Origin of the sequence: Aeromicrobium sp. WCS2018Hpa-31 (genome assembly GCF_031843905.1) — a bacterium.
GTDB lineage: Bacteria > Actinomycetota > Actinomycetes > Propionibacteriales > Nocardioidaceae > Aeromicrobium.
The window spans coordinates 193,720-218,230 of sequence record NZ_JAVTJF010000008.1; the positions used below are offsets into that span (position 1 = coordinate 193,720).

General features: G+C 72.0%; 21 protein-coding genes. 15 read left to right on the forward strand and 6 right to left on the reverse strand.

Annotated features, from left to right (window positions below):
- Positions 1-65: 65 nt before the first annotated feature.
- On the forward strand, positions 66-2,261 hold the full coding sequence (gene katG / locus RQG84_RS12415; protein WP_311210300.1) for a catalase/peroxidase HPI: 2,196 nt from the start codon (positions 66-68) through the stop codon (positions 2,259-2,261).
- A 96-nt stretch (positions 2,262-2,357) separates the two neighbouring features.
- Positions 2,358-2,954, forward strand: a complete 597-nt coding sequence (locus tag RQG84_RS12420) for a dihydrofolate reductase family protein (RefSeq protein ID WP_311210280.1) — start codon at positions 2,358-2,360, stop codon at positions 2,952-2,954.
- On the opposite strand, the gene RQG84_RS12425 is transcribed toward RQG84_RS12420, so the two are convergent.
- Positions 2,910-3,293 carry a DUF1304 domain-containing protein gene (locus RQG84_RS12425; protein WP_311210281.1) on the reverse strand — a complete coding sequence of 128 codons (384 nt, stop codon included), beginning with the start codon at positions 3,291-3,293 and terminating at the stop codon, positions 2,910-2,912. The genes RQG84_RS12420 and RQG84_RS12425 overlap by 45 nt on opposite strands.
- 89 nt (positions 3,294-3,382) lie before the next feature.
- Between RQG84_RS12425 and RQG84_RS12430 the strand changes: the two genes are divergently transcribed.
- From RQG84_RS12430 to RQG84_RS12440, 3 genes are all read left to right on the forward strand, one after another.
- Entirely contained in the window at positions 3,383-4,126 is a 744-nt protein-coding gene (locus RQG84_RS12430; RefSeq protein WP_311210282.1) for an NAD-dependent epimerase/dehydratase family protein, read from the forward strand.
- 92 nt (positions 4,127-4,218) lie between these two features.
- On the forward strand, positions 4,219-5,847 hold the full coding sequence (locus RQG84_RS12435) for an MDR family MFS transporter (protein ID WP_311210283.1): 1,629 nt from the start codon (positions 4,219-4,221) through the stop codon (positions 5,845-5,847).
- Entirely contained in the window at positions 5,847-6,344 is a 498-nt protein-coding gene (locus tag RQG84_RS12440) for a MarR family winged helix-turn-helix transcriptional regulator (RefSeq protein ID WP_082480694.1), read from the forward strand. The genes RQG84_RS12435 and RQG84_RS12440 overlap by 1 nt, the downstream gene beginning before the upstream one ends.
- Before the next feature lies 1 nt (position 6,345).
- Here RQG84_RS12440 and RQG84_RS12445 read toward each other — a convergent pair whose 3' ends face one another.
- A complete protein-coding gene (locus RQG84_RS12445) occupies positions 6,346-6,822 on the reverse strand; it encodes a GNAT family N-acetyltransferase (RefSeq protein ID WP_396135293.1) in 477 nt (158 codons plus the stop codon).
- Positions 6,823-6,862: 40 nt separating this feature from the next.
- Between RQG84_RS12445 and RQG84_RS12450 the strand changes: the two genes are divergently transcribed.
- The 5 genes from RQG84_RS12450 (at position 6,863) to RQG84_RS12470 (ending at position 12,052) form a co-directional block, all read left to right on the forward strand.
- The gene (locus RQG84_RS12450) at positions 6,863-7,642 is read left to right on the forward strand and encodes a DUF5819 family protein (RefSeq protein ID WP_311210284.1); all 780 of its coding nucleotides are present in this window, start codon (positions 6,863-6,865) and stop codon (positions 7,640-7,642) included.
- Entirely contained in the window at positions 7,639-8,625 is a 987-nt protein-coding gene (locus RQG84_RS12455; RefSeq protein ID WP_311210285.1) for an HTTM domain-containing protein, read from the forward strand. The genes RQG84_RS12450 and RQG84_RS12455 overlap by 4 nt, the downstream gene beginning before the upstream one ends.
- A gap of 163 nt (positions 8,626-8,788) precedes the next feature.
- Entirely contained in the window at positions 8,789-10,144 is a 1,356-nt protein-coding gene (locus RQG84_RS12460) for a hypothetical protein (RefSeq protein ID WP_311210286.1), read from the forward strand.
- A gap of 76 nt (positions 10,145-10,220) precedes the next feature.
- The gene (locus tag RQG84_RS12465; RefSeq protein ID WP_311210287.1) at positions 10,221-10,994 is read left to right on the forward strand and encodes a DUF5819 family protein; all 774 of its coding nucleotides are present in this window, start codon (positions 10,221-10,223) and stop codon (positions 10,992-10,994) included.
- On the forward strand, positions 10,991-12,052 hold the full coding sequence (locus RQG84_RS12470; RefSeq protein WP_055965197.1) for an HTTM domain-containing protein: 1,062 nt from the start codon (positions 10,991-10,993) through the stop codon (positions 12,050-12,052). The genes RQG84_RS12465 and RQG84_RS12470 overlap by 4 nt, the downstream gene beginning before the upstream one ends.
- On the opposite strand, the gene RQG84_RS12475 is transcribed toward RQG84_RS12470, so the two are convergent.
- Both RQG84_RS12475 and RQG84_RS12480 read right to left on the reverse strand, forming a co-directional pair.
- Positions 12,033-13,262 carry an MFS transporter gene (locus RQG84_RS12475; RefSeq protein ID WP_311210288.1) on the reverse strand — a complete coding sequence of 410 codons (1,230 nt, stop codon included), beginning with the start codon at positions 13,260-13,262 and terminating at the stop codon, positions 12,033-12,035. The genes RQG84_RS12470 and RQG84_RS12475 overlap by 20 nt on opposite strands.
- Positions 13,259-15,226, reverse strand: a complete 1,968-nt coding sequence (locus RQG84_RS12480) for a M13-type metalloendopeptidase (protein ID WP_311210301.1) — start codon at positions 15,224-15,226, stop codon at positions 13,259-13,261. Before RQG84_RS12480 ends, RQG84_RS12475 begins: the two co-directional genes overlap by 4 nt.
- Before the next feature lie 123 nt (positions 15,227-15,349).
- On the opposite strand from RQG84_RS12480, the gene RQG84_RS12485 reads away from it, so the two are divergent.
- Positions 15,350-16,183 carry a siderophore-interacting protein gene (locus RQG84_RS12485; RefSeq protein WP_311210289.1) on the forward strand — a complete coding sequence of 278 codons (834 nt, stop codon included), beginning with the start codon at positions 15,350-15,352 and terminating at the stop codon, positions 16,181-16,183.
- A 532-nt stretch (positions 16,184-16,715) separates the two neighbouring features.
- Here RQG84_RS12485 and RQG84_RS12490 read toward each other — a convergent pair.
- Positions 16,716-17,969 (reverse strand): DUF6716 putative glycosyltransferase, encoded by a 1,254-nt coding sequence (locus tag RQG84_RS12490; protein WP_311210290.1) that lies wholly within the window; start codon positions 17,967-17,969, stop codon positions 16,716-16,718.
- 80 nt (positions 17,970-18,049) lie between these two features.
- On the opposite strand from RQG84_RS12490, the gene RQG84_RS12495 reads away from it, so the two are divergent.
- The gene (locus RQG84_RS12495) at positions 18,050-19,459 is read left to right on the forward strand and encodes a bifunctional cytidylyltransferase/SDR family oxidoreductase (protein WP_311210291.1); all 1,410 of its coding nucleotides are present in this window, start codon (positions 18,050-18,052) and stop codon (positions 19,457-19,459) included.
- Positions 19,460-19,462: 3 nt separating this feature from the next.
- Here the strand turns inward: RQG84_RS12495 and RQG84_RS12500 are convergent, their stop codons facing one another.
- Positions 19,463-20,779 (reverse strand): DUF6716 putative glycosyltransferase, encoded by a 1,317-nt coding sequence (locus RQG84_RS12500; protein ID WP_311210302.1) that lies wholly within the window; start codon positions 20,777-20,779, stop codon positions 19,463-19,465.
- A gap of 186 nt (positions 20,780-20,965) precedes the next feature.
- Between RQG84_RS12500 and RQG84_RS12505 the strand changes: the two genes are divergently transcribed.
- From RQG84_RS12505 to RQG84_RS12515, 3 genes are read left to right on the forward strand one after another with little or no spacing between them, the layout of a single operon-like run.
- A complete protein-coding gene (locus RQG84_RS12505; RefSeq protein WP_082480696.1) occupies positions 20,966-22,282 on the forward strand; it encodes an acylneuraminate cytidylyltransferase in 1,317 nt (438 codons plus the stop codon).
- Positions 22,275-23,162 carry an N-acetylneuraminate synthase family protein gene (locus tag RQG84_RS12510; protein WP_055965209.1) on the forward strand — a complete coding sequence of 296 codons (888 nt, stop codon included), beginning with the start codon at positions 22,275-22,277 and terminating at the stop codon, positions 23,160-23,162. The genes RQG84_RS12505 and RQG84_RS12510 overlap by 8 nt, the downstream gene beginning before the upstream one ends.
- The gene (locus RQG84_RS12515) at positions 23,159-24,502 is read left to right on the forward strand and encodes a DUF6716 putative glycosyltransferase (protein WP_311210292.1); all 1,344 of its coding nucleotides are present in this window, start codon (positions 23,159-23,161) and stop codon (positions 24,500-24,502) included. The genes RQG84_RS12510 and RQG84_RS12515 overlap by 4 nt, the downstream gene beginning before the upstream one ends.
- The last annotated feature ends 9 nt before the right edge of the window (positions 24,503-24,511 follow it).

Genomic DNA, 24,511 nt, shown 5'->3' on the forward strand with positions numbered 1-24,511 from the left:
TGTCCAACCCCGTGAGAGGAACCCACGTGAGCGAGCACGACAAGCCCGACGCCGAAGTCGGCGAGATGAACGAGCCGGACCACGCCAAGGGCGCTGCCGGAGGCGGCTGCCCCGTCGCACACGAGTCGCTGCCCCACCCCACCCGCCAGGACGCGAACAAGGTCTGGTGGCCCGAGGGCGTCAACCTCAAGATCCTGGCGAAGAACCCCGCCGTCGCGAACCCCCACGGCGAGGACTTCGACTACGCCGCCGCCTTCGAGTCCCTTGACCTCGCCGAGGTCAAGCGCGACATCGAGCAGGTCCTCACCACGTCCCAGGACTGGTGGCCGGCCGACTTCGGCCACTACGGCGGCCTCATGGTCCGCATGGCCTGGCACAGCGCCGGTACCTACCGCGTGCACGACGGTCGCGGTGGCGCGGGCGCGGGTCAGCAGCGCTTCGCCCCGCTCAACAGCTGGCCCGACAACGCCAACCTCGACAAGGCCCGCCGCCTGCTCTGGCCGGTCAAGAAGAAGTACGGCAAGAACCTCTCGTGGGCCGACCTCATCGTCCTGACCGGCAACGTGGCGCTGGAGTCCATGGGCTTCGAGACCTTCGGCTTCGCCGGCGGACGCGAGGACGTGTGGGAGCCCGACGCCGACGTGTACTGGGGCTCGGAGACCACCTGGCTCGGCGACGAAGACCGGTACTCCGGGGACCGCGACCTCGAGAAGCCGCTGGCCGCCGTGCAGATGGGGCTCATCTACGTCAACCCCGAGGGCCCCAACGGCAGTGCGGACCCCCTGGCCTCGGCTCGAGACATCCGCGAGACCTTCGGCCGCATGGCGATGAACGACGAGGAGACCGTCGCCCTGATCGCGGGAGGTCACACCTTCGGCAAGACCCACGGTGCTGCCGACCCCGACGCCCACGTCGGTGCGGAGCCCGAGGGCGCCTCGCTCGAGGAGCAGGGCCTGGGCTGGAAGAACTCCTTCGGCACCGGCCACGGCAACGACACCATCACGTCGGGCCTCGAGGTCACCTGGACCACCAAGCCGGTGCAGTGGTCGAACGACTTCTTCGAGATCCTGTTCGGCTACGAGTGGGAGCTCACCGAGAGCCCGGCCGGAGCCAAGCAGTGGACCGCCAAGGACGCCGAGGCGATCATCCCCGACGCCCACGGTGGTCCGAACCGCAAGCCCACGATGCTGACCACCGACCTGGCGCTGCGTGTCGACCCGGCGTACGAGAAGATCTCGCGCCGCTTCAAGGACGACCCGGCGGCTTTCGCCGACGCCTTCGCGCGGGCCTGGTTCAAGCTGACGCACCGTGACATGGGTCCGATCCAGCGCTACCTCGGCCCGGAGGTCCCCTCCGAGACGCTCATCTGGCAGGACCCGCTGCCCGAGGCCACCGGTGCGCCGCTCGACGAGGTCGCGGTCGCGGACCTCAAGCAGCGCATCGCCGACTCCGGCCTGAGCGTGACCGACCTCGTGAGCACGGCGTGGGCCTCGGCCTCGACGTTCCGCAGCAGCGACAAGCGCGGCGGTGCCAACGGCGCTCGCGTGCGCCTCGAGCCGCAGATCGGCTGGGAGGTCAACAACCCCGGCGAGCTGCGTCGGGTGCTCGGCGTCCTCGAGGGCATCCAGGCGGACTCCGGCACCTCGGTGTCGCTGGCCGACCTGATCGTCCTCGCCGGTGGCGTCGGCATCGAGCAGGCCGCCAAGGCGGCCGGCCGTGAGATCGCGGTCCCGTTCACCCCGGGTCGCGTCGACGCCACGCTCGAGCACACCGACGTCGAGTCCTTCGAGTGGCTGGAGCCGCGTGCCGACGGGTTCCGCAACTACCTCGGCAAGGGCAACCGGCTGCCGGCGGAGCACCTGCTGGTCGACCGCGCGAACCTGCTCGGCGTCAGCGCCCCGCAGATGACGGCCCTCGTCGGCGGTCTGCGCGCCCTCGGCGCCACCTACGACCAGTCCACGCTGGGCGTCCTGACGGACCGTCCGGGCACGCTCACGAACGACTTCTTCGTGAACCTGCTCGACATGGACGTCACCTGGACCTCGGTCGATCCCGAGGCCGGCATCTACGAGGGTCGCGACGCCTCCGGCGAGGTGCGCTGGACCGGGAGCCGCGCCGACCTCGTGTTCGGCTCGAACTCCGAGCTGCGCGCCGTGGCCGAGGTCTACGCGAGCGACGACGGTGCCGACGCGTTCGTCGACGAGTTCGTCGGGGCCTGGGTCAAGGTCATGGAGGCCGACCGCTTCGACGTGCAGCGCTGATCGTCGAGCGCGACCTCTGAAGGGCCCGGACCGCCACGGTCCGGGCCCTTCGTCGTGTCGAACCGGCCTGTCGGAGCTCGCGCCTACGCTCGCCGCATGGGACGCATCGTCTACGACACGGCCACGAGCCTCGACGGCTGGATCGCCGACGAGCAGCACTCCCTCGACTGGCTGTTCGCCGTCGACGGCGGCGAGCAGCCCGAGGAGGGGCTCCTGCCGGTCGACGCGGCGGTGCTGGTGGAGGGGTCCAGCACCTACGAGTGGCTCCTGCGCACCGAGGACGTGCTGGAGCACCCGGAGAAGTGGCAGGCCTTCCACGGCGACCGCCCCACCTTCGTGTTCACCACCCGCGACCTCCCCGTGCCCGCCGGCGCCGACGTGCGCCTGGTGCGTGGTGCCGTCGCCGACGTGCTGCCGCGGATCCGCGAGGCCGCGGCGGGGCGCGACGTGTGGGTCGTCGGGGGAGGGGACCTCGCCGCTCAGTTCCTCGAGGCCGACGCGCTCGACGAGATCGCGGTCTCCGTCGCCCCGGTCACGCTCGGCAGCGGCGCCCCGCTGCTTCCGCGCCGTGTGGAGTCGTCCCGCCTGCGGCTGCGCAGCGCCACGGCCGTGGGCCAGTTCGCGCGGCTGGTGTACTCCGTCGAGGCGTCAGGCCAGGCCCAGGGCCAGGCCGACGACGCCCAGCAGCGGTAGCGCTCCCTGGGTGATCGCGGCGCGGGCCTTGTCCGGGCTCGAGAGCAGCAGCACCGCGGCGGCGGCCAGCATCGAGCCCGCGCCGACGAACGCCATCGTGGCCCCGACGACGGTCTCGTCGACGGCCACGAGGACCACACCCGCGCCCGCCACGAGAGCCAGGAACAGGTTGTAGAAGCCCTGGTTGTAGGCCAGCTCCCGCGTGGCCCGGGCCTCCTCGACGGTGGTGCCGAAAGTCGCCCGCCCGCGGGCCGAGGTCCACGCGAACGACTCGAGCCAGAAGATGTAGACGTGCAGCAGGGCGGCGAGCCCCACGAGGACCAGGCCGACGATGAGCATGGCGACATCATCGCCGATCGAGGTGTCGGCCGGGGGTCTGGCACCGCGCACCCCTGCGGGCGTACGGTCCACCGAGAGCAGGAGGTGCCGTGAAGCTCGTCGTCGCAGGCGGTACGGGGGTCATCGGACGGGTGGTCGTCGAGCGTGCTCGCCGGCGAGGCCACGACGTGACGGTGCTGTCCCGAGGCAGCGGTCACGACCTCCGGCGGAGCAGGGCCGGTCTCGACGACGCCCTCGCAGGAGCCCACGCCGTGGTGGACCTGACCAACGGCGTCACCCTCTCTGCACGTGCGGCGGTGCGCTTCACGACCACCGTGACGCGCAGGCTGCTCACCGCGGGGGCCCGGGCCGGCGTGGGGCACCACGTGGCGCTCTCGGTGGTCGGCATCGACGACATCGACGCGGGCTACTACGCAGGCAAGCTCGCGCAGGAGAGGATGGTGGCCACCGGCCCTGTCCCGTGGACGATCCAGAGGGCGACGCAGGTGCACGAGCTCGCCGAACAGGCCCTGGGCTTCGCCTCCGTCGGCAGCGTCTCCCTCGTGCCGCGGATCCTCGCCCGGCCGGTGGCGGCGGACACCGTGGCCGAGCGCCTGGTCGACCTCGTGGAGGCCGGGCCGCAGGGTCGGGTGCCGGACCTGGTCGGACCGCGCGACGAGGTGGTCGCCGATCTCGCCCGGCAGTGGTTGGCGGCGACCGGACGCGGCGGCCGGGTCGTGCAGGTCTCGCTGCCAGGCGCCTACGGCGCGGGGATCGCCTCCGGTGCGCTGCGCGGCAGCCCGGGCGCGGCGGGGGAGGGGCCGGAGTTCCGGGAGTGGCTGGCTCGCCGGTGAGCCACCTCACGTCGACTGTTGGTTGCGCTGATCAACCATCTCGCTATAGTTGACGGAGTCAACCAATCCGTCCTCCCGTGAAGCGAGCCCCCGTGTCCGAACCCAGCGCCACCACCCAGGCGCCCGCAGCCGAGGCCGCGGGCCAGATGACCCACCGCCAGGTGCTCGAGGCCCTCAGTGGCCTGCTGCTCGCGATGTTCGTCGCGATGCTGTCGAGCACCGTGGTCACCAACGCGCTCCCGCGCATCGTCACCGACCTCGAGGGCAGCCAGACCGGCTACACGTGGGTCGTCGTCGCCACGTTGCTGGCCATGACCGCCACCACCCCGATCTGGGGCAAGCTGGCCGACCTGTTCAGCAAGAAGATGCTCGTGCAGATCGCCCTGGTGATCTTCTCGGCCGGCTCGCTCGTGGCGGCGTTCGCGCCCAGCATGGGCGTCCTCATCGGTGCGCGCGCCCTGCAGGGGCTCGGCGTGGGCGGCCTGACCGCACTCGTGCAGGTCGTCATCGCCTCGATGGTCACCCCGCGTGAGCGGGGCCGCTACTCCGGCTACATCGGCGCCGTCTTCGCGCTGGCCACGGTCAGTGGCCCGCTCATCGGCGGACTGATCGTCGACAGCCCGCTCGGCTGGCGCGGCTGCTTCTTCGTCGGCCTGCCCTTCGCCCTCGCCGCCTTCGTGCTGCTGCAGCGCACCCTGCACCTGCCCGTGGTCCGCCGCGAGGTCTCGATCGACTACGCGGGAGCGACCCTCATCATGGGTGGCGTGAGCCTGCTGCTGGTGTGGGTCTCGCTCGCCGGCTCCAGCTTCGCGTGGGCGTCGGCCACGTCGGCCGGTCTGGTGATCGGTGGCGCGGTGCTCATCGCCGCCGCGCTCGTCGTCGAGGCGCGCTTCGCCACCGAGCCGATCATCCCGCTGCGTCTCTTCCGCGACCGGACCACGTCGTTGGCCACCCTCGCCTCCGTGATGATCGGCATCGCGATGTTCGGCGCCACGGTGTACCTGAGCCAGTACTTCCAGTTCTCGCGCGGCATGTCCCCGACCGAGGCCGGGCTGATGTCGATCGCCATGGTCGGCGGCCTGCTCGTCTCGAGCATCACCTCCGGGCGCATCATCAGCCGCACCGGTGTGTGGAAGCGCTGGCTCGTCGGCGGCATGGTCCTCGTGACGGCCGGCTTCGCCCTGCTCGGCACGATCGACGGCTCGACGCCGTTGTGGACCGTCGGCCTGTACATGGCCCTCGTGGGGCTCGGCCTCGGCGCCACCATGCAGAACCTGGTCCTGGCCGTGCAGAACAACACGCGTCTCGAGGACATGGGCGCCGCCAGCTCCGTCGTCGCCTTCTTCCGCTCGATGGGCGGATCGGTGGGCGTCGCGGTGCTCGGGACGATCCTCAGCCACGACGTCAAGCGCAACGTCAGCGACGGTGTCCAGCAGCTGACGGCATCCGGTCAGCTCGACCGTGCAGATCTCGAGGCCGCTCAGCAGTCGACCGGCCACATCCCGGACATCTCGGCGCTGCCGGGCCCGTTCCGCACCCTCTACGAAGCCTCGTTCGGGGAAGCCTTCGGCCACATCTTCATGGTGGCGACGCCCTTCGCGGTCGCGGCCCTGGTCTGCATCCTGTTCATCAAGGAGGTGCCGCTGCGCACCACCATCGAGAAGGACGTGGACGAGCTCGAGTCCGAGGGGCAGCCCGCCGACACCGTGGCGAGCCTCTGATGACCGCCGCGCCCACCTCGACGCACGACGACAGCGGCACCCAGCCGGGCGCGCTGGGCGCGCTGCGGCTGGTCGAGCTCGAGGTGGGTGTGCTGCTGAGGCGGGCGCGCCGCGCGGTCGTGGAGCGGGCCCACTCGGTGCACCCGGACCTGCAGCCCGTCGGCTACCTGGTCCTGGCGCAGGTCGAGGCGGACGGACCGGTGCGGGGGAGCTCGCTCTGCGGGGTCCTGGAGCTCGACAAGGCCGCCGTCAGTCGGTCCGTCCAGCACCTGCTGGAGCTCGGTCTGGTCGATCGCACCCCTGACCCGGAGGACGGGCGGGCCACGCTGCTGTCGGCCAGCGACGAGGGTCGACGACGGATCCGTGACGTCGACGTCGACCGGCGGACGGCGCTCGGTGAGCGCTTCGCGGGGTGGCAGGAGGGCGACCTGCTGGCCGTGGCGGACTCGCTGCACCGCTACAACGCGACCTTCGACGTGGAGCCCGACGCGTCCTGACTCAGTCGAGGGCGAGCGTCATGAAGACGCTGTGCGGGTCGAGGACGTACGACGCGAAGGGACCGCACTCGACGAACCCGCGCCGGGCGTAGAGCCGGCGGGCCGGATCGAACGCGGGCTGGGTGCCCGTCTCGAGACTCACGGAGGTCAGTCCCTCGGTGCGCGCGATCTCGACGAGGTGGTCCAGCACGGCAGCGCCGACACCGGCGCCGCGTGCATCCTCGGTGGTGCGCATGGTTTTCAGCTCCCCGAGGCCGCCGGCGTGCCGCTTGAGGGCCCCGATGCCCAGCAACCGGTCCCCGTCGTGGTCCGTCCCGGCACGTCTGGCCGCGACGAGCACGACGTCGTCCCTCGCCAGTGCGTCGTGCGGAAGCGCGTGGACGCTGCCGGGAGGCGAGGTGGCGCGCATCTGCGCGAGGTGCTCGTCGAGCAGGACGGCGACGTCGGGGTCGTGGGGCGAGGCCGTCTCGATGCGCACGAGTCCATCATCCACACCGAGGTCCGAGTACCGTGTGCAGGTGCAGCGAGAGGAGCCGACCGCGCGACCGCGCCCGCCGTGGTGGCGCCTGGTGGTCGTCGGCCTGGTCGCCGTCGCAGCAGTCGGCCACCTCGTCGTGGTGACGCTCGCCGCGCTGCCGCCCAACACGTACTCCGAGGCCGCGCGTCCGGCCACGTCCTACCTGGGCGCCTACTTCGCCCAGAACTGGCGGCTCTTCGCGCCCAACCCGGTCGCGGCCGACCGCACCGTCCGGTTCCAGGGCGCCTACGAGCAGGACGGTGAGCTCGTCGTCACCGACTGGCTCGAGTGGACCGACGTCGAGCTCGACCTCGTGCGCCACCGGCTCGTCGGCGGGCGCGCGGGCTACGTCACGAACAAGCTCTACGGTCCGCTCGGCTCGAGGTACGGCACCCTCGACACCGACCAGCGCGAGGTCGCGGACGTGCCGGACCCGGAGGACGTCGTGTCCTGGCAGCGTCTCGCCCAGGACCTGCGCGCCGGCTCCGACGACGCGCTCGACGACAGCCAGGTGGATCTCTACCTCGTGTACGACCGTGCCACCACACGGCTCGCCACCGAGGCGCTCGAGGCCCAGCGACCGGACCGGCGGCTGGTCGCCGTCCGCTACGCGACGCGCAGCCAAGGGGTCACGCCCTGGGAGGCTCGCGGCGAGGATGCGGACGGCCGCGAGCGGGCGCGGCCCGCCGTGCGTCAGCGGATCAACGGGTGGCGCGAGCCCCTCCGCGGCGACGAGGCCGAGCAGGCCTCGATCCGTGACTTCTGGGCGTCGCACCGATGAGGTCGGCCGGGGTGGGGGGCGGGCTCGACCGGGCCTGGGACTGGCTCACGGCCCGTCCGCACGCGACCCGGGGACTCGCGGTCACGCGCATCGTGCTGGGCCTCATCGTCTGGACGCAGATGCTCGTCAACTGGCCCGATCGTCACTACACGTGGGGAGACGGCGCGGCGTGGACGTCGTCGGTGCGCGACGCGAAGCCGTGGCCGGGAGTCCTCGGCATCTTCCAGCAGGCCGACGGACTCACCTTCGACCTCCTCTACCTGCTCACCGTGGTGGCAGGCCTCCTGCTCATGGTCGGGCTCTGGACCCGTGGTGCGGCCGTCCTCACCCTGTTCCTGTGGATGTCGCTGTACGTGAGCAACCCGTTCGTCGGCTCCGGTGGCGACGCCATCCTGCGCATGGTGCTCCTGTACGCGTGCTTCACCGACTCGGGCCGGCACTTCTCCGTCGACGCCTGGCTGCGTGGGCGCAGGGGGGCGGTCCGGCCGATCGTGCCGCCGTGGCTCTCGACGACGCTGCACAACCTGGCGGTCGTCCTGATCATCCACCAGGTGGTGATGGTCTACGTCGGCTCGGCGCTGTGGAAGGTGCAGAGCGACGTGTGGATGAGCGGGCGAGCGGTCTACTTCCCGCTGCAGACCGAGGCCTACTCGCCGTGGCGGGACCTCATCCACACGTTCTCCAGCGCCGAGCCGATCGTGCTCGCCGCCACGTGGACCGCCATCGCCGTCCAGCTGCTGTTCCCGGTGCTCCTGCTGTACCGCAGCACCCGAGCCCTCGCCCTCGTCGTCGTGACCGGGATGCACCTCGGGATCGGGGTGTTCATGGGGATCATGTACTTCTCGCTGGTCATGATCGCGGTCGACATGATGCTCGTGAGCGACGCGTCCTGGCAGCGTGCCGGACGCTGGTGGCGAGCGCGTCTGGCCCGGAACCGCAGGGGCCGAGGGGTCCGAGGGCAGTACGAGTCCATCGGTGTGTGATGCGTCTCAGCGTCCGCCCGATGGGACCGAAGACCCACGATTGCCTGAGATCTGCGTAAGATGTTGCCCGCGGCCGCCTGTGGTGGTCGTCACTGGCACGCGGCACACGTCGAGGGAACGATCTTCTCGCGCCGCAACAACAGCGACACGGGAGTCTTTCCACATGAACAAGCTCGGCAGAAACACCCTCGCGCTCGGGTTGGGCACCCTGCTCATCACGACCGCGGTCTCTTTCTCCGCCAGCGGCGCCGACGAGACCGTGGCGCAGTCCAACGCCAGCGCCGTCACCGCCTCCGGCATCACCGGCATCGTCGACTCGCAGGAGTGCGCTGCGGTCTCGACCGGTGAGGGTGCTCCCAACAACGGCACGGGCCTCTGCGGCACCGGCCTGTCGACGCAGGGCGTCAGCGCCTTCGACCAGACGGCTTCCACCGGTCTGGACGGCGACCGGGGCACCTCCGAGGCCGCGGCCGCCGTCGCGCCCATCGCCATCCCGACGCTCGCGTCGATCGACCTCTCCACCATCGGCGACGACATCGCTCCCGGTGCCGTGAACACCGGCACGATCCTCGACGGGATCGTCGACGGGCTCGACCCGCTCCTGGCCCCGGTCTTCGAGGCCGCCCTGACGCCCCTGCTCGGCGCGATCCAGGACGCTGCGCTCGACCCGGTCCTCGACGCCGTCACCGGCGTCATCGACGTCCGCGCCGAGATCGGTGCCGTCACCAGCCAGTGCACGGCCGAGGCCGGCGCCGACGCCACCGGCACCTCGCAGGTCGCCAGCATCAACCTGATCGTCGACCTGCCCGAGGGCAACGACGTGATCATCCCGGTCCAGCTCGGCGCGGGTGAGCCCAACACCGCACTCGTGGGTCCCGGTGTCCAGGACCTGGTCAACGGTGTGGTCGACGGCGTCATCGCCACGCTCGAGCAGTCGCTCAACGACAGCCTCGGCGCCGTGCTCGGCCCGCTGGCCGCTCTCGTCGCCACGGTCCAGCAGCAGCTGGTCACGCCGATCCTCGACGCCGTCGAGACCAGCCTGCTGAACCAGCTGGGCGAGGCCCTGCAGCCCGTCGTGAACGGCACGATCAACAAGCAGGTCGTCAGCGCTGACGGCGAGGCGATCGAGGTCACCGCGCTGAGCCTGACCGCGCTCGGCATCGGCGACAACCCGGCCGTGGCCCTGGACCTGGCTCGCACGAGCTGTGGCCCGAACGCCCTGGCCACGCAGGCCGACGACGCCGACACGCAGGCCGACGTCGACGTCGACGCTGATGTCGACGCCGACGCCGACGCCGACGCCGACGCTGACGCGGACGCCGACGCGGTGGCCGACGCCGACTCCGACGCCCAGGCCGACGCTGCTGCGGACGCCGACGCGCAGGCCGACGCCGACGTCACGACCACGCTGCCCGCCACCGGTGCCCCGAACCTGCTGCCGTTCTGGCTGCTGGGTCTCGGCCTGGTGCTCTTCGGAGCCGCGGTGCTCATCAACGAGCGCCGTCGTCTGAAGATCTGACGACGTAGCACGACGCCTGCCCGGTGACCGGTCTCGGTCACCGGGCAGGCGTCTGTCACGACCTACGATGGAAGGCATGTCGGTGGAGGGAGGTGGCAGTGGCGGATCGCGGCGGGCCGACGTCCCTCGGCACGACTGGCGCACGACCCTCGTCCTGGTGCTCGCCTCGCTCGCTCTCGTCCACTCGGTGCTGCTCGCCCTGTGGCTCGCCCCGTCGGGCCCGGTCCGCGAGGCGGCAGGAGGATCCTTGCTCGCCACCTACGTCGACCCCTACTTCCGGCAGTCGTGGGACCTGCTCGAGCCCAGCTCCCAGCGGGTCGACGAGTCGCTCTGGGTCCGGGCCCGTGTGCGTGTGGGGAAGGACGAGGTGAGACAGACCCCCTGGCTCGACGTCACCCGTGCCGACCTGACGCGGACGCGCAACGACGTCGCCCCCGCGCGCGTGCACCTCGCCGGCCGCCGACTCGCCACCAACCTGAACAACGCGATGTTCGGTCTGGGGGCGTCCGGGCGGCGCGTCGTCCTCGGTTCCTACGCCGGCCGCCCCGTCGCGGAGCTGCGCGGGGCCCTGCAGGGTGCGGGAGTGCCGGCCGACGCCGTGCGCGGCTACCTGGACCTCGACACGATGGTGACCCGCTTCGCCTCGCTCTACACCCAGGCCTACTCCGAGCAGAGGGTCGTCCAGGTCCAGTACCGGGTGGGCCGCCGGATCGTGCCGCCGCACGAGCAGCGCGACGCCGAACGGATCACCGCCGTGGACTTCGAGTGGTTCGACGCCGGGTGGCGACGTGCGGTGCGGGGTTCCGCCGAGGCACAGTCCGCCTTCGACTCCTACCTGGCGGACGCATGAGCACGATCTGGCGCGTCAGGGACGCGATCGGCAGCACCCGCAGGTCGGCGGAGCGGTGGCTCACGTCGGAGCGCCACGCCCTGCACGCCGTGGCGGCAGCACGGATCCTCATCGGCCTGTGCGTGCTGGGGCTGCTGCTGACGAACTTCTCGACCCGACAGGTGTGGGTCGGCGACGCCTCCGCGTGGGCCGAGCCCGCCCGCGCCGTGAGCCGCTTCCCCGAGATCGCGCTGCTCGACGGGGTGAGCGGTGACCTGCTCACCGCCATCTACGTGGCGGTGATCCTGGGGGCCGTGGGACTCGTGCTGGGATGGCACGCCAAGGCCATGACCATCGTGGTGCTCGTCGGGTTCATCGCCGTCACCGCGCAGAACCCGGTGCTGGGGTCGATCGGTGACAACCTCGTCCGGCTCGCGCTGCTGTGGATGCTGCTCATGCGGACCTCCGAGGTCTGGTCGCTCGACGCGAACCGGGTCGAGCCGCGCGACAGCGACGACGTCGCGCCGGAGTGGCTGCGCACGGGGATGCACAACGTGGGCCTGGTGGGCCTGGGCACCCAGACGATCCTCGCGTACTTCGCCGGTGGCCTCGACAAGGTCTCCCAGCCGGCCTGGCAGGACGGCACCGCCCTCTACACGACGCTGCAGCTGCCGGAGTTCCGACCGTTCCCGTGGCTCTCGGACCTCATCTCCAACGGTGACGTCCTCCTGGCGGTCCTCACGTGGACCGTGCTCGGCGTGCAGCTGTTCTTCGCGCCGATGCTGCTGCGGCGGGGGAGCCGCGACCTGGTGGCGACCGTCGCGATCGTCGTCAACCTGCTCTTCGCCGTGGTGCTCGGCACGCCGTGGTCGTCGCTGGCGGTCATCGCGGTGACGGGGCTGTTCGTGAGCGACGACCGGTGGGCCGAGCTGGGGGAGCGCGTGGCGGACCTGTTCTGGCCCGTCCTGGACCGGACGGCGGACGCCCGCTACGCGGTGGCCGACCGCGTGGCCGACTGGTGGTACGACCGCGTCCTGAGCGTCGTCGACCGGATCCGCTTCAGCGTGTTCCGACGCTGACCTGCTGGGCGGCCCGCCGTCCGGCGACCACCAGCAGCACGACGGGCACCACGAGCGTGCCGGCGACCGCGTTGAGCGTGCCGAAGCCCTGCCACGCGACGAGCACGCCCGCCAGGAGGCCTCCCGCGGCTCCGGCCAGGTTCATCGTCAGGTCGCCGAGCCCTTGCACCAACGGGCGCACCGAGGGATCGGTGGACCGGGTGAGCAACGCCGCCCCGGCGATGGTGGCGGCCGACCAGCCGAGGCCCAGGAGCACCAGGCCGACCGTGATCCGCACCTCCGAGGTGCCGGACGTCCCGGCGACCACGACGGCGGCGACCAGCACGAGCTGACCGGCGAGGATGGTGCGAGCCGGGCCCCAGCGGTCCGCCAGCCACCCCATGACCGGCGACAGCGCGTACATGCCGGCGATGTGCAGGCTGATGGTCAGCCCGATCACCTCCACCCCGGCACCGTGGTCCTGCATGTGGACCGGGGTGAGGGCCATGACGGACACCATCACGGCGTGGGCGAGCGCGATGGTGACCACGGCCGTGCGCGTCTCGCCCCGCACGTGCGGCAGGGCGGCGCGGACCCGGGGCACCGGGACGTCGATCCCGTCGCGCCGGGCCGGGGGCAGCGGGTCGGGTCGCAGGAGCACGAGGACCACGGTGCCGGCCACCGCGAAGGCGACGCACGAGAAGACCAGGGGACCGGCGAGGTCGGGCACGCCGAGGGCCCGAGCCGTGGTGGTGCCCGGCCCGATCAGGTTGGGGCCGAGCACGGCGCCGACGGTCGTGGCCCACGTGACCAGCGCGAGGGACCGTCCGACGTGCCGCGGCTCGGCGCGGTCGACCGCCGCGAAGCGCGACTGCAGGTTGGAGGCCGTGCTGACGCCGCAGAGGAACAGTCCGACCAGGACGAGCGGCAGGCTGTCGGCGTCGGCGCCGAGCACCACCACGGCGGCCCCGACCGCACCGAGGAACCAGCCGGTGGCCAGGGCCGGCCTGCGCCCGGCGCGGACCGCCAGCGTCGCGAGCGGGACGGTCGCGAGCGCCGCACCCAGGGTGAGCATGACGGTCGACATCCCGGCCCAGCCCGACGAGCCGGAGACCTCCCGCAGGAGCAGCACGCCCACGGCCAGACCGGCTCCGTTGCCGACGCCGCCGACCACCTGCACGGCCACGAGGGTCCGCACGATCCGGCGCTGCAGGCGCGCCTGCTCGGTCACGACGCCCAGATGGTCACACGGTCCTCGGGCGCGAGCCACAGCTCGTCGTCGGGCGTGACGCCGAACGCCTCGTGGAAGGCGTCGATGTTGCGCACGACCTGGTTGCAGCGGAACTCCGGCGGCGAGTGCGGGTCGACGGTGAGGCGGCGGACCGTCTCGGCCGGTCGGACCTTGGCCTGCCAGGCCTGGGCCCACGAGATGAAGAACCGCTGGTCACCCGTGAGCCCGTCGATCGTGGGTGCCTCACCGCCGGTGGCGATCCGGTACGCCTGGTAGGCGATGCCGAGACCACCCAGGTCGCCGATGTTCTCGCCGATCGTGAGCTCGCCGTTGACGGTGTGCCCGTCGGCGCCCTCGGGCGACAGCGCCGCGTACTGCTCGACGAGGGCAGCCGTGAGCTTCTCGAAGGCCACCCGGTCGTCGTCGGTCCACCAGTTGCGCAGGGCCCCCGTGCCGTCGAAGTGGCTGCCCTGGTCGTCGAACCCGTGCCCGATCTCGTGCCCGATCACCGCGCCGATGGCGCCGTAGTTGACGGCGTCGTCGGCGTCGGCGTGGAAGAACGGCGGCTGCAGGATGGCCGCGGGGAAGACGATCTCGTTCATGGTGGGGTTGTAGTACGCGTTCACGGTCTGCGGCGTCATGTACCACTCGTCGCGGTCGATCGGTCGCCCGATCTTGGCCAGCTCGCGGTCCATCGCCACCGACAGCCCACGTCGGGCGTTGCCCAGCAGGTCGGTCGGGTCGGTCTCGAGCGCCGAGTAGTCCTTGAAGGCGTCGGGGTGGCCGACCTTCGGGGTGAAGGCCGCGAGCTTCTCGAGTGCCTGGGCCTTCGTGGTGTCACTCATCCAGGGCAGGGCGGTGATGCTGCGCCGGTACGCCTCGACGAGGTGCTCGATGAGGTCGTCCATGCGGTCCTTGGACGTCGGCGGGTACTCGGTGCGGACGTAGATCTTGCCGATCGCCTCACCCATGGCCGACTCGACGAAGCCGACGCCACGCTTCCAGCGCGGGCGCAGCTCGTCGGTCCCGCTCAGCGTGCGTCCGTAGAAGGAGAAGTTCTCCTCGACGAAGGCCGCGGGCAGGTACGGCGCGGCGGCGTGCAGGACCTGCCAGCGCAGCCAGTCGCGCCAGGCGGGCAGTCGGTCGGCCGTGACGAGCCCGGCGACGCCCTCGAGGAACGACGGCTGCGACACGACGACCTCCGCGAGCACGTCGCGTCCGATGCCGGCGGCCTGGGACCACGTGGCGAGGTCCAGGGGACCGACCAGCGTCTGCAGCTCGTCGAGGTCCATGAGGTTGTAGGTCTTCTGCGCGTCGCGGCAGGCCACCCGGTCCCAGTGGTGGGACGCGATGGCGGTCTCGAGGTCGAGCACCCGCGCCGCGCGCTCCGCGGGCGACTCGAACCCGCCGAGCGTGAACATCGTCTCGAGGTGGGAGAGGTAGGCCTCGCGCACCTCGGCGAAGTCGTCGTCGGAGTAGTAGGACTCGTCGGGCAGGCCGATGCCGCTCTGCACCAGGTGCGTGACGTAGCGGTCGGGGTTGCCGCGGTCGGGAGCGATGTACATGCCCAGCACGCTCCCGACGCCGGACCGTTCGAGCTGCCCGAGCACGTGCACGAACGTCGGGACGTCGGCGATCCCGTCGACCAGGGCGAAGTCCTCCTGCAGCGGCTCGGTGCCGAGGGCGTCGATCCGGTCGGTGTCCATGAAGCTGGCGTAGAGCTCGCCGATCTTGCGGGAGTCCCCATCGTGGTCGACGCGGTCCTGCCCGGCGCCGTCGAGCGCGTCGCGGCAGCCCTCGACGATGCCCCGGACGGTCTTCTCGGCCTCGTCGACGAGGGTCACGAACGCTCCGGCGGTGGCGCGGTCCGGCTCGATCGCCGCGTCCCGGAGCCACGGACCGTTCACGTGCCGGAAGAGGTCGTCCTGCGGGCGGATGCCTGGGTCGAAGGCGGCGGTGTCGATGGCAGGCGCTGTGCCGTGGGGAGAGGGGCCATGGGGAGAGGGGTCATGGGGAGAGGGGCCGTCGGAGGAGGGGGTGGCTGCGGTCGTCGGGGTCTCGTGGCTCACCTGGTTAGGCTACCCATCGTGTCGACGTCGCGCCCCGCTCACCTGACCGTGCTCGACGTCCGGGAGGTCACGCCCCACCTGAAGCGGCTCGTGCTCGGTGACGGTGAGGTCGCCCGGGGCTTCGACGAGCTCGCCGGACGCTGGTCCGGCTGGGCCGACTCCTACGTCAAGCTGGTGTTCCTGGCCGACGGCGTCGACTACCCCGACCCGCTCGACCTCGACGAGGTCAGGGCGACGTTGCCGAACGAGGTGTGGCCGGTGCTGCGCACCTACACGGTGCGACGCCTGGACCTCGAGGCCCGCGAGCTCTGGATCGACGTCGTCGTGCACGGCGACGAGGGCGTGGCCGGGCCGTGGGCGGCGCAGGTGCGACCGGGGGCCACGATCCACGTGCGCGGACCCAGCGGTGCCTACTCGCCGCGCGAGGACGTCGACCACCACCTGCTCGTGGGTGACGAGTCGGCCCTGCCTGCCCTGGCCGTGGCGCTGGAGCACCTGCCCGAGGGTGCGCGGGCCACGCTGTTCTGCGAGGTCGACGACGCCCGCGACGAGATCGACCTGCCCACGGCGGGGGAGGTCACGGTCCACTGGCTGCACCGCGGCGATGCCCCGGCCGGCAGCACCTCGCTCCTCGACGACGCGGTCCGCGCGTGGGACTGGCCAGAGGGTCGTGTCCAGGCCTTCGTCCACGGCGAGTCCGGTCTGCTCAAGACCGTGCGCCCCTACGTGCGCGAGCGGGTGGAGCGGGCCGACCTCTCGGTCTCGGCGTACTGGCGCCTCGGGGAGACCGAGGAGGGCTTCCGGCGCTGGAAGAGCAGCCAGGACGAGGCGATCATCCGGCCGGGCGGCTGAGCCTCGGTCTCGCTGGGGCTCGTCGCGACCGGCGGGTGCGCCGGTTCAGCTTCGTCCGGGGGCGGCGCCGCACGGGCCTCGACCGGGCGCCTGGGCGCCGGGTCGGGTGGGCTCTCGGAGTGCGGCGAAGGGTCGGGGCAAGGATTCTTCCCTCTCGGGGCCGTTGATCAGGGAGGGAGAATCCCGGTCGGCCTGGCGGGTCAGAGGTAGGTGATGCACCGAATGACGAACGTATTCGGAGCGTCACCTACCTCTGACCCCGGGATTAGGTGCGTCACCTACCTCTGACCCCGGGATTAGGTGCGTCACCTACCTCTGACGGCCCAGGGCCGTCTGGTCGAGGCCCTTCTCGGAGACCACCCCGACGACGAGTCACGCCGGCGCATCCGCGGGGCCCCGCAGGATTCTGCGTTCGAGCACGCCGACCCCAAGGATTCTGCGTACGTGCTCGGATCCCGTCGTGAACGCAGCATCGTTCGACCTCCGGCACGCGAACGCAGAATCTTGCTTCGGCCACAGGCCGCGCCGAGGCTCAGCGCAGGTGCAGCACGGCGCGGTTGAGCCGGCGGGCCGCGGCCAGGAGCAGCCGCTCGAGGGGCTCGAGCGCCGTCCCGCGCCACGGCGCGAGGGCGTCCAGCCGGTAGTAGAGGTCCCGCACCCGGTTGCCGAGCGTGGTGGGCACGCGGGCGGGCGCAGGGAGCCCGTGCCGGGCCCGCTCGGCCAGGAGGTGCTCGACCTGGGCCTGCCAGTCGTCGGCAGCGGGGTCGTGGAAGTAGTTGTCGTGCGCCCAGCCGCGGTCCACGCTCCGGAACCGACCGTGCGCGACGTCGGCGAGCGTGCCCAGCAGCCCGCTCCCCACGAACACGCTGTTGAGGTGAGCGTCGTCCACGCCCAGGTCGGTGAGCACGACGGCGGGGACCCCTGCGGCCACGGCCTCCAGCGCCGCCGAGGAGCCGACCGTGACGAAGCCCGAGGCGCCGCGCAGGTGCTGGCTCATGGGGCCGTCGACCACCCGCAGCCCCTCTGGGGCGGTGCCGTCGGCGTGCAGACGTGAGAGCAGCGCGGCGTAGTCGCCGGCACCGCGGTGCGCCTCGACCTCGCCGGCCCGCGAGCGCACCTTCACGTGCACCTCGCGCCCCGGCCTCACGGCGGTGGCGAGCCCGCGCAGGACCCTCTCGCGCCCGGCGTCGTCGTGCGGCACGAGCGACTGAGGTGCGAAGACCACCGGGCCGCCGGGTGCGGACGGCGCGGCCACGGCGCCACGACCGGCCCCGACCTCGACCGGACGGCGCGCGGCCACGCGCAGGAACGGCAGCGTCGCCAGCGCCACCCGGTGCGGCACGTCGTGCCGGGCGGCGACCGCCACCAGGTCGCGTCGTTCGCGGCGCGAGTGCACGACGAAGACGTCGGCGCCGCGGCGCAGGTTCACGTCGTACCACTGCACCGGGACGCAGACGCCCGCCACGCCCGTGAGCACGACCGGCCGACCGGGGGCGTCGTCGAGCAGACGGAGCACCGGTGGCACGGCGTGGGCTCGGACGGCGAGGACCAGCACGTCCGGGCGCCACGCCGTGAGCAGCTCGCGCAGGGCGTCGGCGTCGGTCCAGGTGACCTGCTCCGCGTCGAACCCCGAGCCGTCGACGGCGTCGGCGACCTGGCGTCGACTCGGTGCGGCGTGGCCGTCGAGCACGGCGAGGCGCGCCGTCCACGGCGTGGTCGCGGCGAGCGTCGCACCCCACTTCACGTAGGAGTCGGTGTCCGCCAGGACGAGGGCACGCACGCTCATGGCGGCCAGCCTGGAGCACCGGAGCGAGCGGCAGGAGGACGGTGGGCGACGTCGACATGAACGCAGGTACCCTTCCTCGGGTGACCGAACTGCGCAACGTGGCCGTGATCCTCGCCGGTGGAACCGGGACCCGGGTGGGGCTCTCCATCCCCAAGCAGCTCATCAAGATCGCCGGGAAGACGATCCTCGAGCACACCGTCGCCGCCTTCCAGGCGTCGAGGAACATCGACGAGATCGTCATCCTCATGACGCCCGGCCACCTCGACCCGGTGCGCGCCATCGTCGACGCGGGCGGCTACGACAAGGTGACCCAGATCCTCGAGGGCGGCGAGACCCGCAACGAGACCACCAGCCGCGCGCTGGCCGCGCTGGGTGACGACGAGTGCAACGTGCTGTTCCACGACGCGGTCCGCCCGCTCGTCTCCCAGACGATCATCGACGACTGCGTGGCCGCCCTGCAGGAGTACGAGGCGGTCGACACCGCCATCCCCTCGGCCGACACCGTGGTGCAGGTCGACGCGACCTCGGGCTGCATCGAGGACGTCCTCCCGCGCCACCTGCTGCGCCGCGGCCAGACGCCCCAGGCCTTCCGGTCCTCCGTCATCCGCCGCGCCTACGACCGTGCCTGGCAGGACCCCGACTTCACGGCCACCGACGACTGCACCGTGGTGCTGCGCTACCTGCCGGAGGTGCCGATCACCGTCGTCGCCGGGCACGAGCGCAACATGAAGGTCACCGAGCCGATCGACGTCTACATCGCCGACAAGCTGTTCCAGCTGGCCTCGGCCGACGCGCCCGACGAGCTCGACGAGAACCAGTACCGCGAGGCGCTCGCGGGCAAGGTCATGGTCGTCTTCGGCGGCTCGTACGGCATCGGTGGCGACATCGCGGCGCTGGCGCGCGAGCACGGCGCAACGGTGCACACCTTCTCCCGCTCCTCCACGAACACCCACGTCGACCGTCGCGAGGACGTCGCTGCGGCCGCGAAGAAGGTGCTGGCCGAGTCGGGTCGGATCGACCTCGTGGTCAACACGGCCGGCGTCCTGCCGATCGGCGACCTCGCAGAGACGTCGGAGGAGACCATCTGGGCCGCCACCGAGATCAACTACCTCGCCCCGATCTTCATCGCCCAGGAGTTCTACCCGCACCTGGCCAAGCACCACGGCTCCCTGCTGCTGTTCACGTCGTCGTCGTACACGCGCGGCCGCAAGGGCTACTCCCTGTACTCCTCGGCGAAGGCCGCCACCGTGAACCTCACCCAGGCCCTCGCGGACGAGTGGGCCGGTGAGGTGCGGGTGAACTGCGTGAACCCCGAGCGCACCGGCACGCCCATGCGCACCAAGGCCTTCGGGGCCGAGCCCGAGGGCACCCTGCTGGAGTCCGAGGTCGTCGCCCTGCGGTCGCTCGACGTGCTCCTGTCGCCGCAGACCGGGCACATCATCGACATCCGCCGCGAGGACGGTCCGGCCGCCATCGGCGGCGGCAGCTGACGCTCAGACCCGACCCAGGGCGCGCCGGTAGAGGTGCCGCACGGGCCGCATGAGGGCCGGCGGGAGCAGCTGGGTGCCGGCGTGCACCACGGTGCCCCGGACGACGCCGTACCGGTGGCGACGTCGTGCCCACGGGCCCGGTGCCCGGGTGAGCGACCCGGCGGCGCGTGCCGCCTCGAGCTCGACGGCCGCGCGGAAGTACGGCGACGAGCGGACCAGGCGCGAGGGCCGCTCGCCACTGGCCAGCAGCTTCTCGACCCGGTCCACGATCGTGCCGGCCGAGGACGAGGTGCGGCCACCGAAGTAGCTGTCGACCCAGGCCGCGGCGGGCGTGCCGAGGTCGTCGTCGTCGATCTGGTCGAACGTGCGCAGCAGGTCGCTGTCGAGGAAGACGTGGTTGCCCAGCCGCTCGTGCACGCCCAGGTCCAGCACCAGGGCGACGCGACAGCCCGCGTCGACCGCCTCGAGGCACGCGGTCGAGGAGACCGTGAGCAGCAGGTCGGTGCGGGGGAGCAGCTCGGGGATGGAGGTGTAGACGATCCGGAAGTTCGGCGGCAGGTCGACGTCGGCCAGCAGCTGCTCCGGGTGGTGGTGCATCCGGTGGAAGGTGTCCTCGCCGAGGCGGTGTCGCGGCTTGAGCAGGACCTCGCGGTCCGGGTGTCGACGGGCGTGCTCGACGAGCCGGCGGTACAGGTAGCTTCGGTCCCCGGCGCCGGACGGCACCGTGGGCTGGTCGGCGAACAGCACCGTCCGCACCGGGGTCTCCCGCTGGGGCCGTGGCTGCGACGAGAGGAAGGGCAGGCCGCTCAGCACGAGGTTCTCGTCCGGGACGGCGAGCCGCTGGGCGGTGAAGCGGAACTGGTCGAGCTCGTGCCGGGCGTTCACCGCCACGACGTCCGCGCCGCAGCGGTCGAGGTAGCCGGCCGTGATCTTCTCGATGATGATCCCGACCCAGCCGGCGACGACGACCGGACCGGGCTGCAGGGGGCGCTCGGCCAACGCGATGGTGAGCCGCCGGACCAGCGGTCCCGCCAGCGCACAGACCACCACGTCCGCGGCAGCGGCCGCATCGACGACGTCGTCCCAGTCGACCGTGCGCACCGCGCTGAAGCCGACGTCGCGGACCTGCTGGTCCGAGAGCGCGCTGCGACCTCGCGGCGCCAGCACCTCGACCTGCGCCCCGCGGCTCTCCAGCTCGCGGCAGATGCCCACGGACCACTTGAGCTGCGAGTCGAACCCGGCGATCGCCACCACGCGCACCGACGCCTCCGCGCGGGCGGTCGTGGCGGCGGCCGGGCTCGTCCGGCGGGTCTGCTCCATGGCGTTCACGGCGCCACGGTAGCCACGATCCTCGCGCGATCCGGCCGTGGCGTGGGGTGGTTCACCCACTGTTGGTCCACGGTTCGACTGGTGGCCCACGGACCCCTCGAGGTGGTCGATCGACGTTCGTCGGCGGGTGCCGTGGCGTTCACCTGACGGACGGTCGGCCTCCCTAGCGTCACCGACATGACCGAGCTCCTCGAGCGCAACCTCGACCCGACGTCCGTCGGCGTCGGGACGCTCCCCACCCCGTCCTCGTCGCGTCCCGCCGTGCGCCGCGGCGGCGTGGTGGCCGTGATCCCCGCCCGCGGTGGCTCCAAGGGCGTGCCGCGCAAGAACCTGCGGCCCCTCGGTGGCGAGCCGCTGGTCGTGCGTGCCGTCCGGTCGCTGCGTGCCGTGTCGTCGGTCGACCAGGTGGTCGTCTCCACCGACGACCACGAGATCGCCTACGCCGCCCGCGCGGCCGGGGCGCTCGTGATCGACCGTCCGGCGCGGCTGGCCGGCGACGAGGCGTCCTCGGAGTCGGCCCTGCGCCACGCCCTCGCTGCTCTCGGCACCCGTGGCGCCGTCCCCGAGGTCACGGTCTTCGTCCAGGCGACCAGCCCCTTCATCGACCCCGACGACGTCGACCGCGCCGTGGCCTGCGTGACGACCGGTGGCTCGGACGTGGCCTTCAGCGTGGTCCGCACCGAGCAGCACGTGTGGCGGCTCGGGCCCGACGGCCCCGAGGGCGTGAACCACGACAAGCGTCGCCGCCAGCGTCGCCAGGACCGGGCCCCGGAGTTCACCGAGACGGGTGCCTTCTACGCCATGCGGACCCACGGGTTCCTCGAGCACGGGCACCGGTTCTTCGGCCGCCTCGAGATGGTGGAGGTCTCCCCGCGCGACGCGCTCGAGATCGACACCGAGCACGACCTGCGACTGGCCGAGGAGCTGTTCACGAGGCGCGAGGCCGAGAACAGCGACCCGGCGTCGTGCCCGCTGCGTGCGCGCGCCGTCGTGACGGACTTCGACGGCGTGCACACCGACGACAGCCTCCGTCTGGACTCCCACGGCGTCGAGTCCGTGGTGGTCAGCCGTTCGGACGGCCTGGGCATCGGGCGCCTGCGCGAGGCCGGGATCCCGGTGCTGGTGCTCTCCACCGAGACCAACCCGGTCGTCCGCGCGCGGGCCGAGAAGCTCGGTGTCGACGCGGTGACCGGGTGCACCGACAAGATCGCCGCCCTCACCGCCTGGGCTCGCGACCTGGACATCCCGCTCGCCGACGTCGCCTACCTCGGCAACGACGTCAACGACGTCGAGTGCCTGCGCGCCGTCGGCTGGCCGGTCGTGCCCGCCGGCGCCCACTCCGCCGCCCGCGTGGCGGCCCCCTACGTGCTCCGCCGCCGAGGTGGCGACGGAGCCGTCCGCGAGCTCGCCGACCGCGTGCTCGCCGACCCGCACGATCGCATCACGCAGGACCATCCGAACATCCACGGAGAAGAAGGGCCCGACCATGAGTGAATGGGTACAGATCGGTGAGGAGATCGTGGGGCGTCACCGCCCGACGTACGTCATCGGAGAGATCGGCATCAACCACAACGGCGACGTCGCCGTCGCCAAGAAGCTCATCGACGTGGCTGCCCTCGCGGGTGCGCAGGCGGTCAAGTTCCAGAAGCGCACCCCCGACATCGCGACGCCCGAGGACATGAAGCACACGCGTCGCGAGACGCCGTGGGGCGAGATGAGCTACCTCGAGTACCGCTACAAGGTCGAGTTCGAGACCGAGCAGTACACCGAGATCGCGGCCCACGCCGCGGCGCAGGGCGTCGACTGGTTCGCCTCGCCGTGGGACGTCCCCTCGGTGCAGTTCCTCGAGGACATGGGCGTCTCGACGCACAAGGTCGCCTCGGCCTCGGTGACCGACCACGAGCTGCTGCGCGAGCTGGCCTCGACCGGCAAGCCGATCATCCTGTCGACCGGCATGAGCACGCTGGAGCAGATCGACGCGGCCGTCGAGATCCTCGGCACGGAGAAGCTGATCGTCCTGCACGCCACGTCGACCTACCCCCTCCCCCCGGAGGAGGCCAACCTGCGCACCATCCCGGTGCTCGCGGAGCGCTACGGCGTCCCGGTCGGGTACTCGGGCCACGAGCGCGGCCTGCAGATCTCGCTCGCCGCCGTGGCGCTCGGTGCCGTGGCCGTCGAGCGGCACATCACGCTCGACCGCACGATGTGGGGCTCGGACCAGGCCGCCAGCCTGGAGCCGCACGGCTTCATGAGCCTGACGCGCGACATCCGCGTGCTCGAGAAGGCCATGGGCGACGGCGTGAAGCGGGTCATGCCCGGCGAGCACAAGCCGATGCAGCGACTGCGTCGGGACACGTCGACGGTGGGTGCGTGACGGGGTCCCGCCCCCACACCGACGGCAGGGCCGCGGACGTCGATGACCGTCCGCGGCCCAGGGTCCTGGTCGTCACCGACTCGGACTCCTACGTCAAGTACGGCGCCGCCCTCGCAGGACGGCTGCCGAAGGACTGGGGGGCGCTGCTCGTCGTCGCGCGCAGCAGCGCCCTGCCCAGCCCGCGTCAGCTGACGGACGCGCTGGAGGGCACCCGGTTCGAGGACGACACCGTCGAGGTGGTCGGGCTGGGGGACCTGAAGCGGCTGCTCGAGCGGTGGCGACCCGACGTGCTGCTGCTCGCCGCCCGCGGCTACACGGTGCAGGCCACCGTCTCCCTGGTCGCGAACACGCCCGATCGACCGGTGCTGGTGAGTGGGCTCGCCGGCATCGCCGTCCCCGTGCTGCCCTACGGGTTGGGGTTCCGGCGCTCGGTCGACGTGTTCGTCGTGCACAGCAGGCGCGAGCTGCGCGAGTTCGCCATCGCGAGCCGACGGCTGGCCGTGCCGCTCGGCTTCGAGCTGGCGACCATGCCCTTCATCGACCGTGTCCCGGTCGCCGCGGGCGCGGACGCCATGCGCGCGGACCCGTCGGAGGTGCCGCGGGACCGCATCGTCTTCGCCGCCCAGGCCCAGGTCCCGTCGGGCCGCCGTGACCGTGCGCACCTGCTGGACCGGCTCGTGGAGACCGCTCGCGCCCATCCGCACCTCGAGGTGGTGGTGAAGGTCCGGGCGCAGGAGGGCGAGTCCCAGACCCACCACGAGCAGGACTCCTACCCCGACCTCATGGCCGAGCGGGTGGCCGCGGGTGACGACCTCCCGGACAACCTGGTGGTCGAGAGCGGCTCCATGCGCGCCCAGCTCCGCCGGGCCGTGGGTCTGGTGACCGTGAGCTCCACCGCGGTGCTCGAGGCCGTCGCCGCGGACGTCCCGGTCATCGCCCTCGACGACTACGGGGTGGGCGCCGCGCAGATCAACGTCGTGCTGAAGGGCAGCGGCCTGCTGGTCGGCTCGGACGAGCTGGTGGCCGGACGCTTCCGCCACCCCGACCCGGCCTGGCTCGCGGACAACTACTTCCACGACCCCGACGACGACACGTGGGTCGCGCGGGTGGAGGAGCTGCTCGACCAGCGGTCCACGCTCGGCCTGCTGCCGTACCGGGAGGTCCCGGCCGGCTGGATGAACCGGCTGCGGCGGCTCATGTACCGCCACTTCGCGTTCAGCCCCGAGAACCCGGGCCGGCTGCGCGAGCTGGAGCGCCGCTTCCTCGTGGCTGCGCAGTGGGTGAACCGTCGCCGGTGGCACCTGACCCGCCTGCTGCGTCGCGTCGGCCTCGCCCGCTGACCGGCCCCC

Coding starts and splice junctions, on each gene's coding strand:
- katG (WP_311210300.1), top strand. CDS start 66: ATGAACGAGCCGGACCACGCCAAGGGCGCTGCCGGAGGCGGCTGCCCC.
- RQG84_RS12420 (WP_311210280.1), top strand. CDS start 2,358: ATGGGACGCATCGTCTACGACACGGCCACGAGCCTCGACGGCTGGATC.
- RQG84_RS12425 (WP_311210281.1), bottom strand. CDS start 3,293: ATGCTCATCGTCGGCCTGGTCCTCGTGGGGCTCGCCGCCCTGCTGCAC.
- RQG84_RS12440 (WP_082480694.1), top strand. CDS start 5,847: ATGACCGCCGCGCCCACCTCGACGCACGACGACAGCGGCACCCAGCCG.
- RQG84_RS12455 (WP_311210285.1), top strand. CDS start 7,639: ATGAGGTCGGCCGGGGTGGGGGGCGGGCTCGACCGGGCCTGGGACTGG.
- RQG84_RS12460 (WP_311210286.1), top strand. CDS start 8,789: ATGAACAAGCTCGGCAGAAACACCCTCGCGCTCGGGTTGGGCACCCTG.
- RQG84_RS12465 (WP_311210287.1), top strand. CDS start 10,221: ATGTCGGTGGAGGGAGGTGGCAGTGGCGGATCGCGGCGGGCCGACGTC.
- RQG84_RS12470 (WP_055965197.1), top strand. CDS start 10,991: ATGAGCACGATCTGGCGCGTCAGGGACGCGATCGGCAGCACCCGCAGG.
- RQG84_RS12490 (WP_311210290.1), bottom strand. CDS start 17,969: ATGAGCGTGCGTGCCCTCGTCCTGGCGGACACCGACTCCTACGTGAAG.
- RQG84_RS12500 (WP_311210302.1), bottom strand. CDS start 20,779: ATGGAGCAGACCCGCCGGACGAGCCCGGCCGCCGCCACGACCGCCCGC.
- RQG84_RS12505 (WP_082480696.1), top strand. CDS start 20,966: ATGACCGAGCTCCTCGAGCGCAACCTCGACCCGACGTCCGTCGGCGTC.
- RQG84_RS12510 (WP_055965209.1), top strand. CDS start 22,275: ATGAGTGAATGGGTACAGATCGGTGAGGAGATCGTGGGGCGTCACCGC.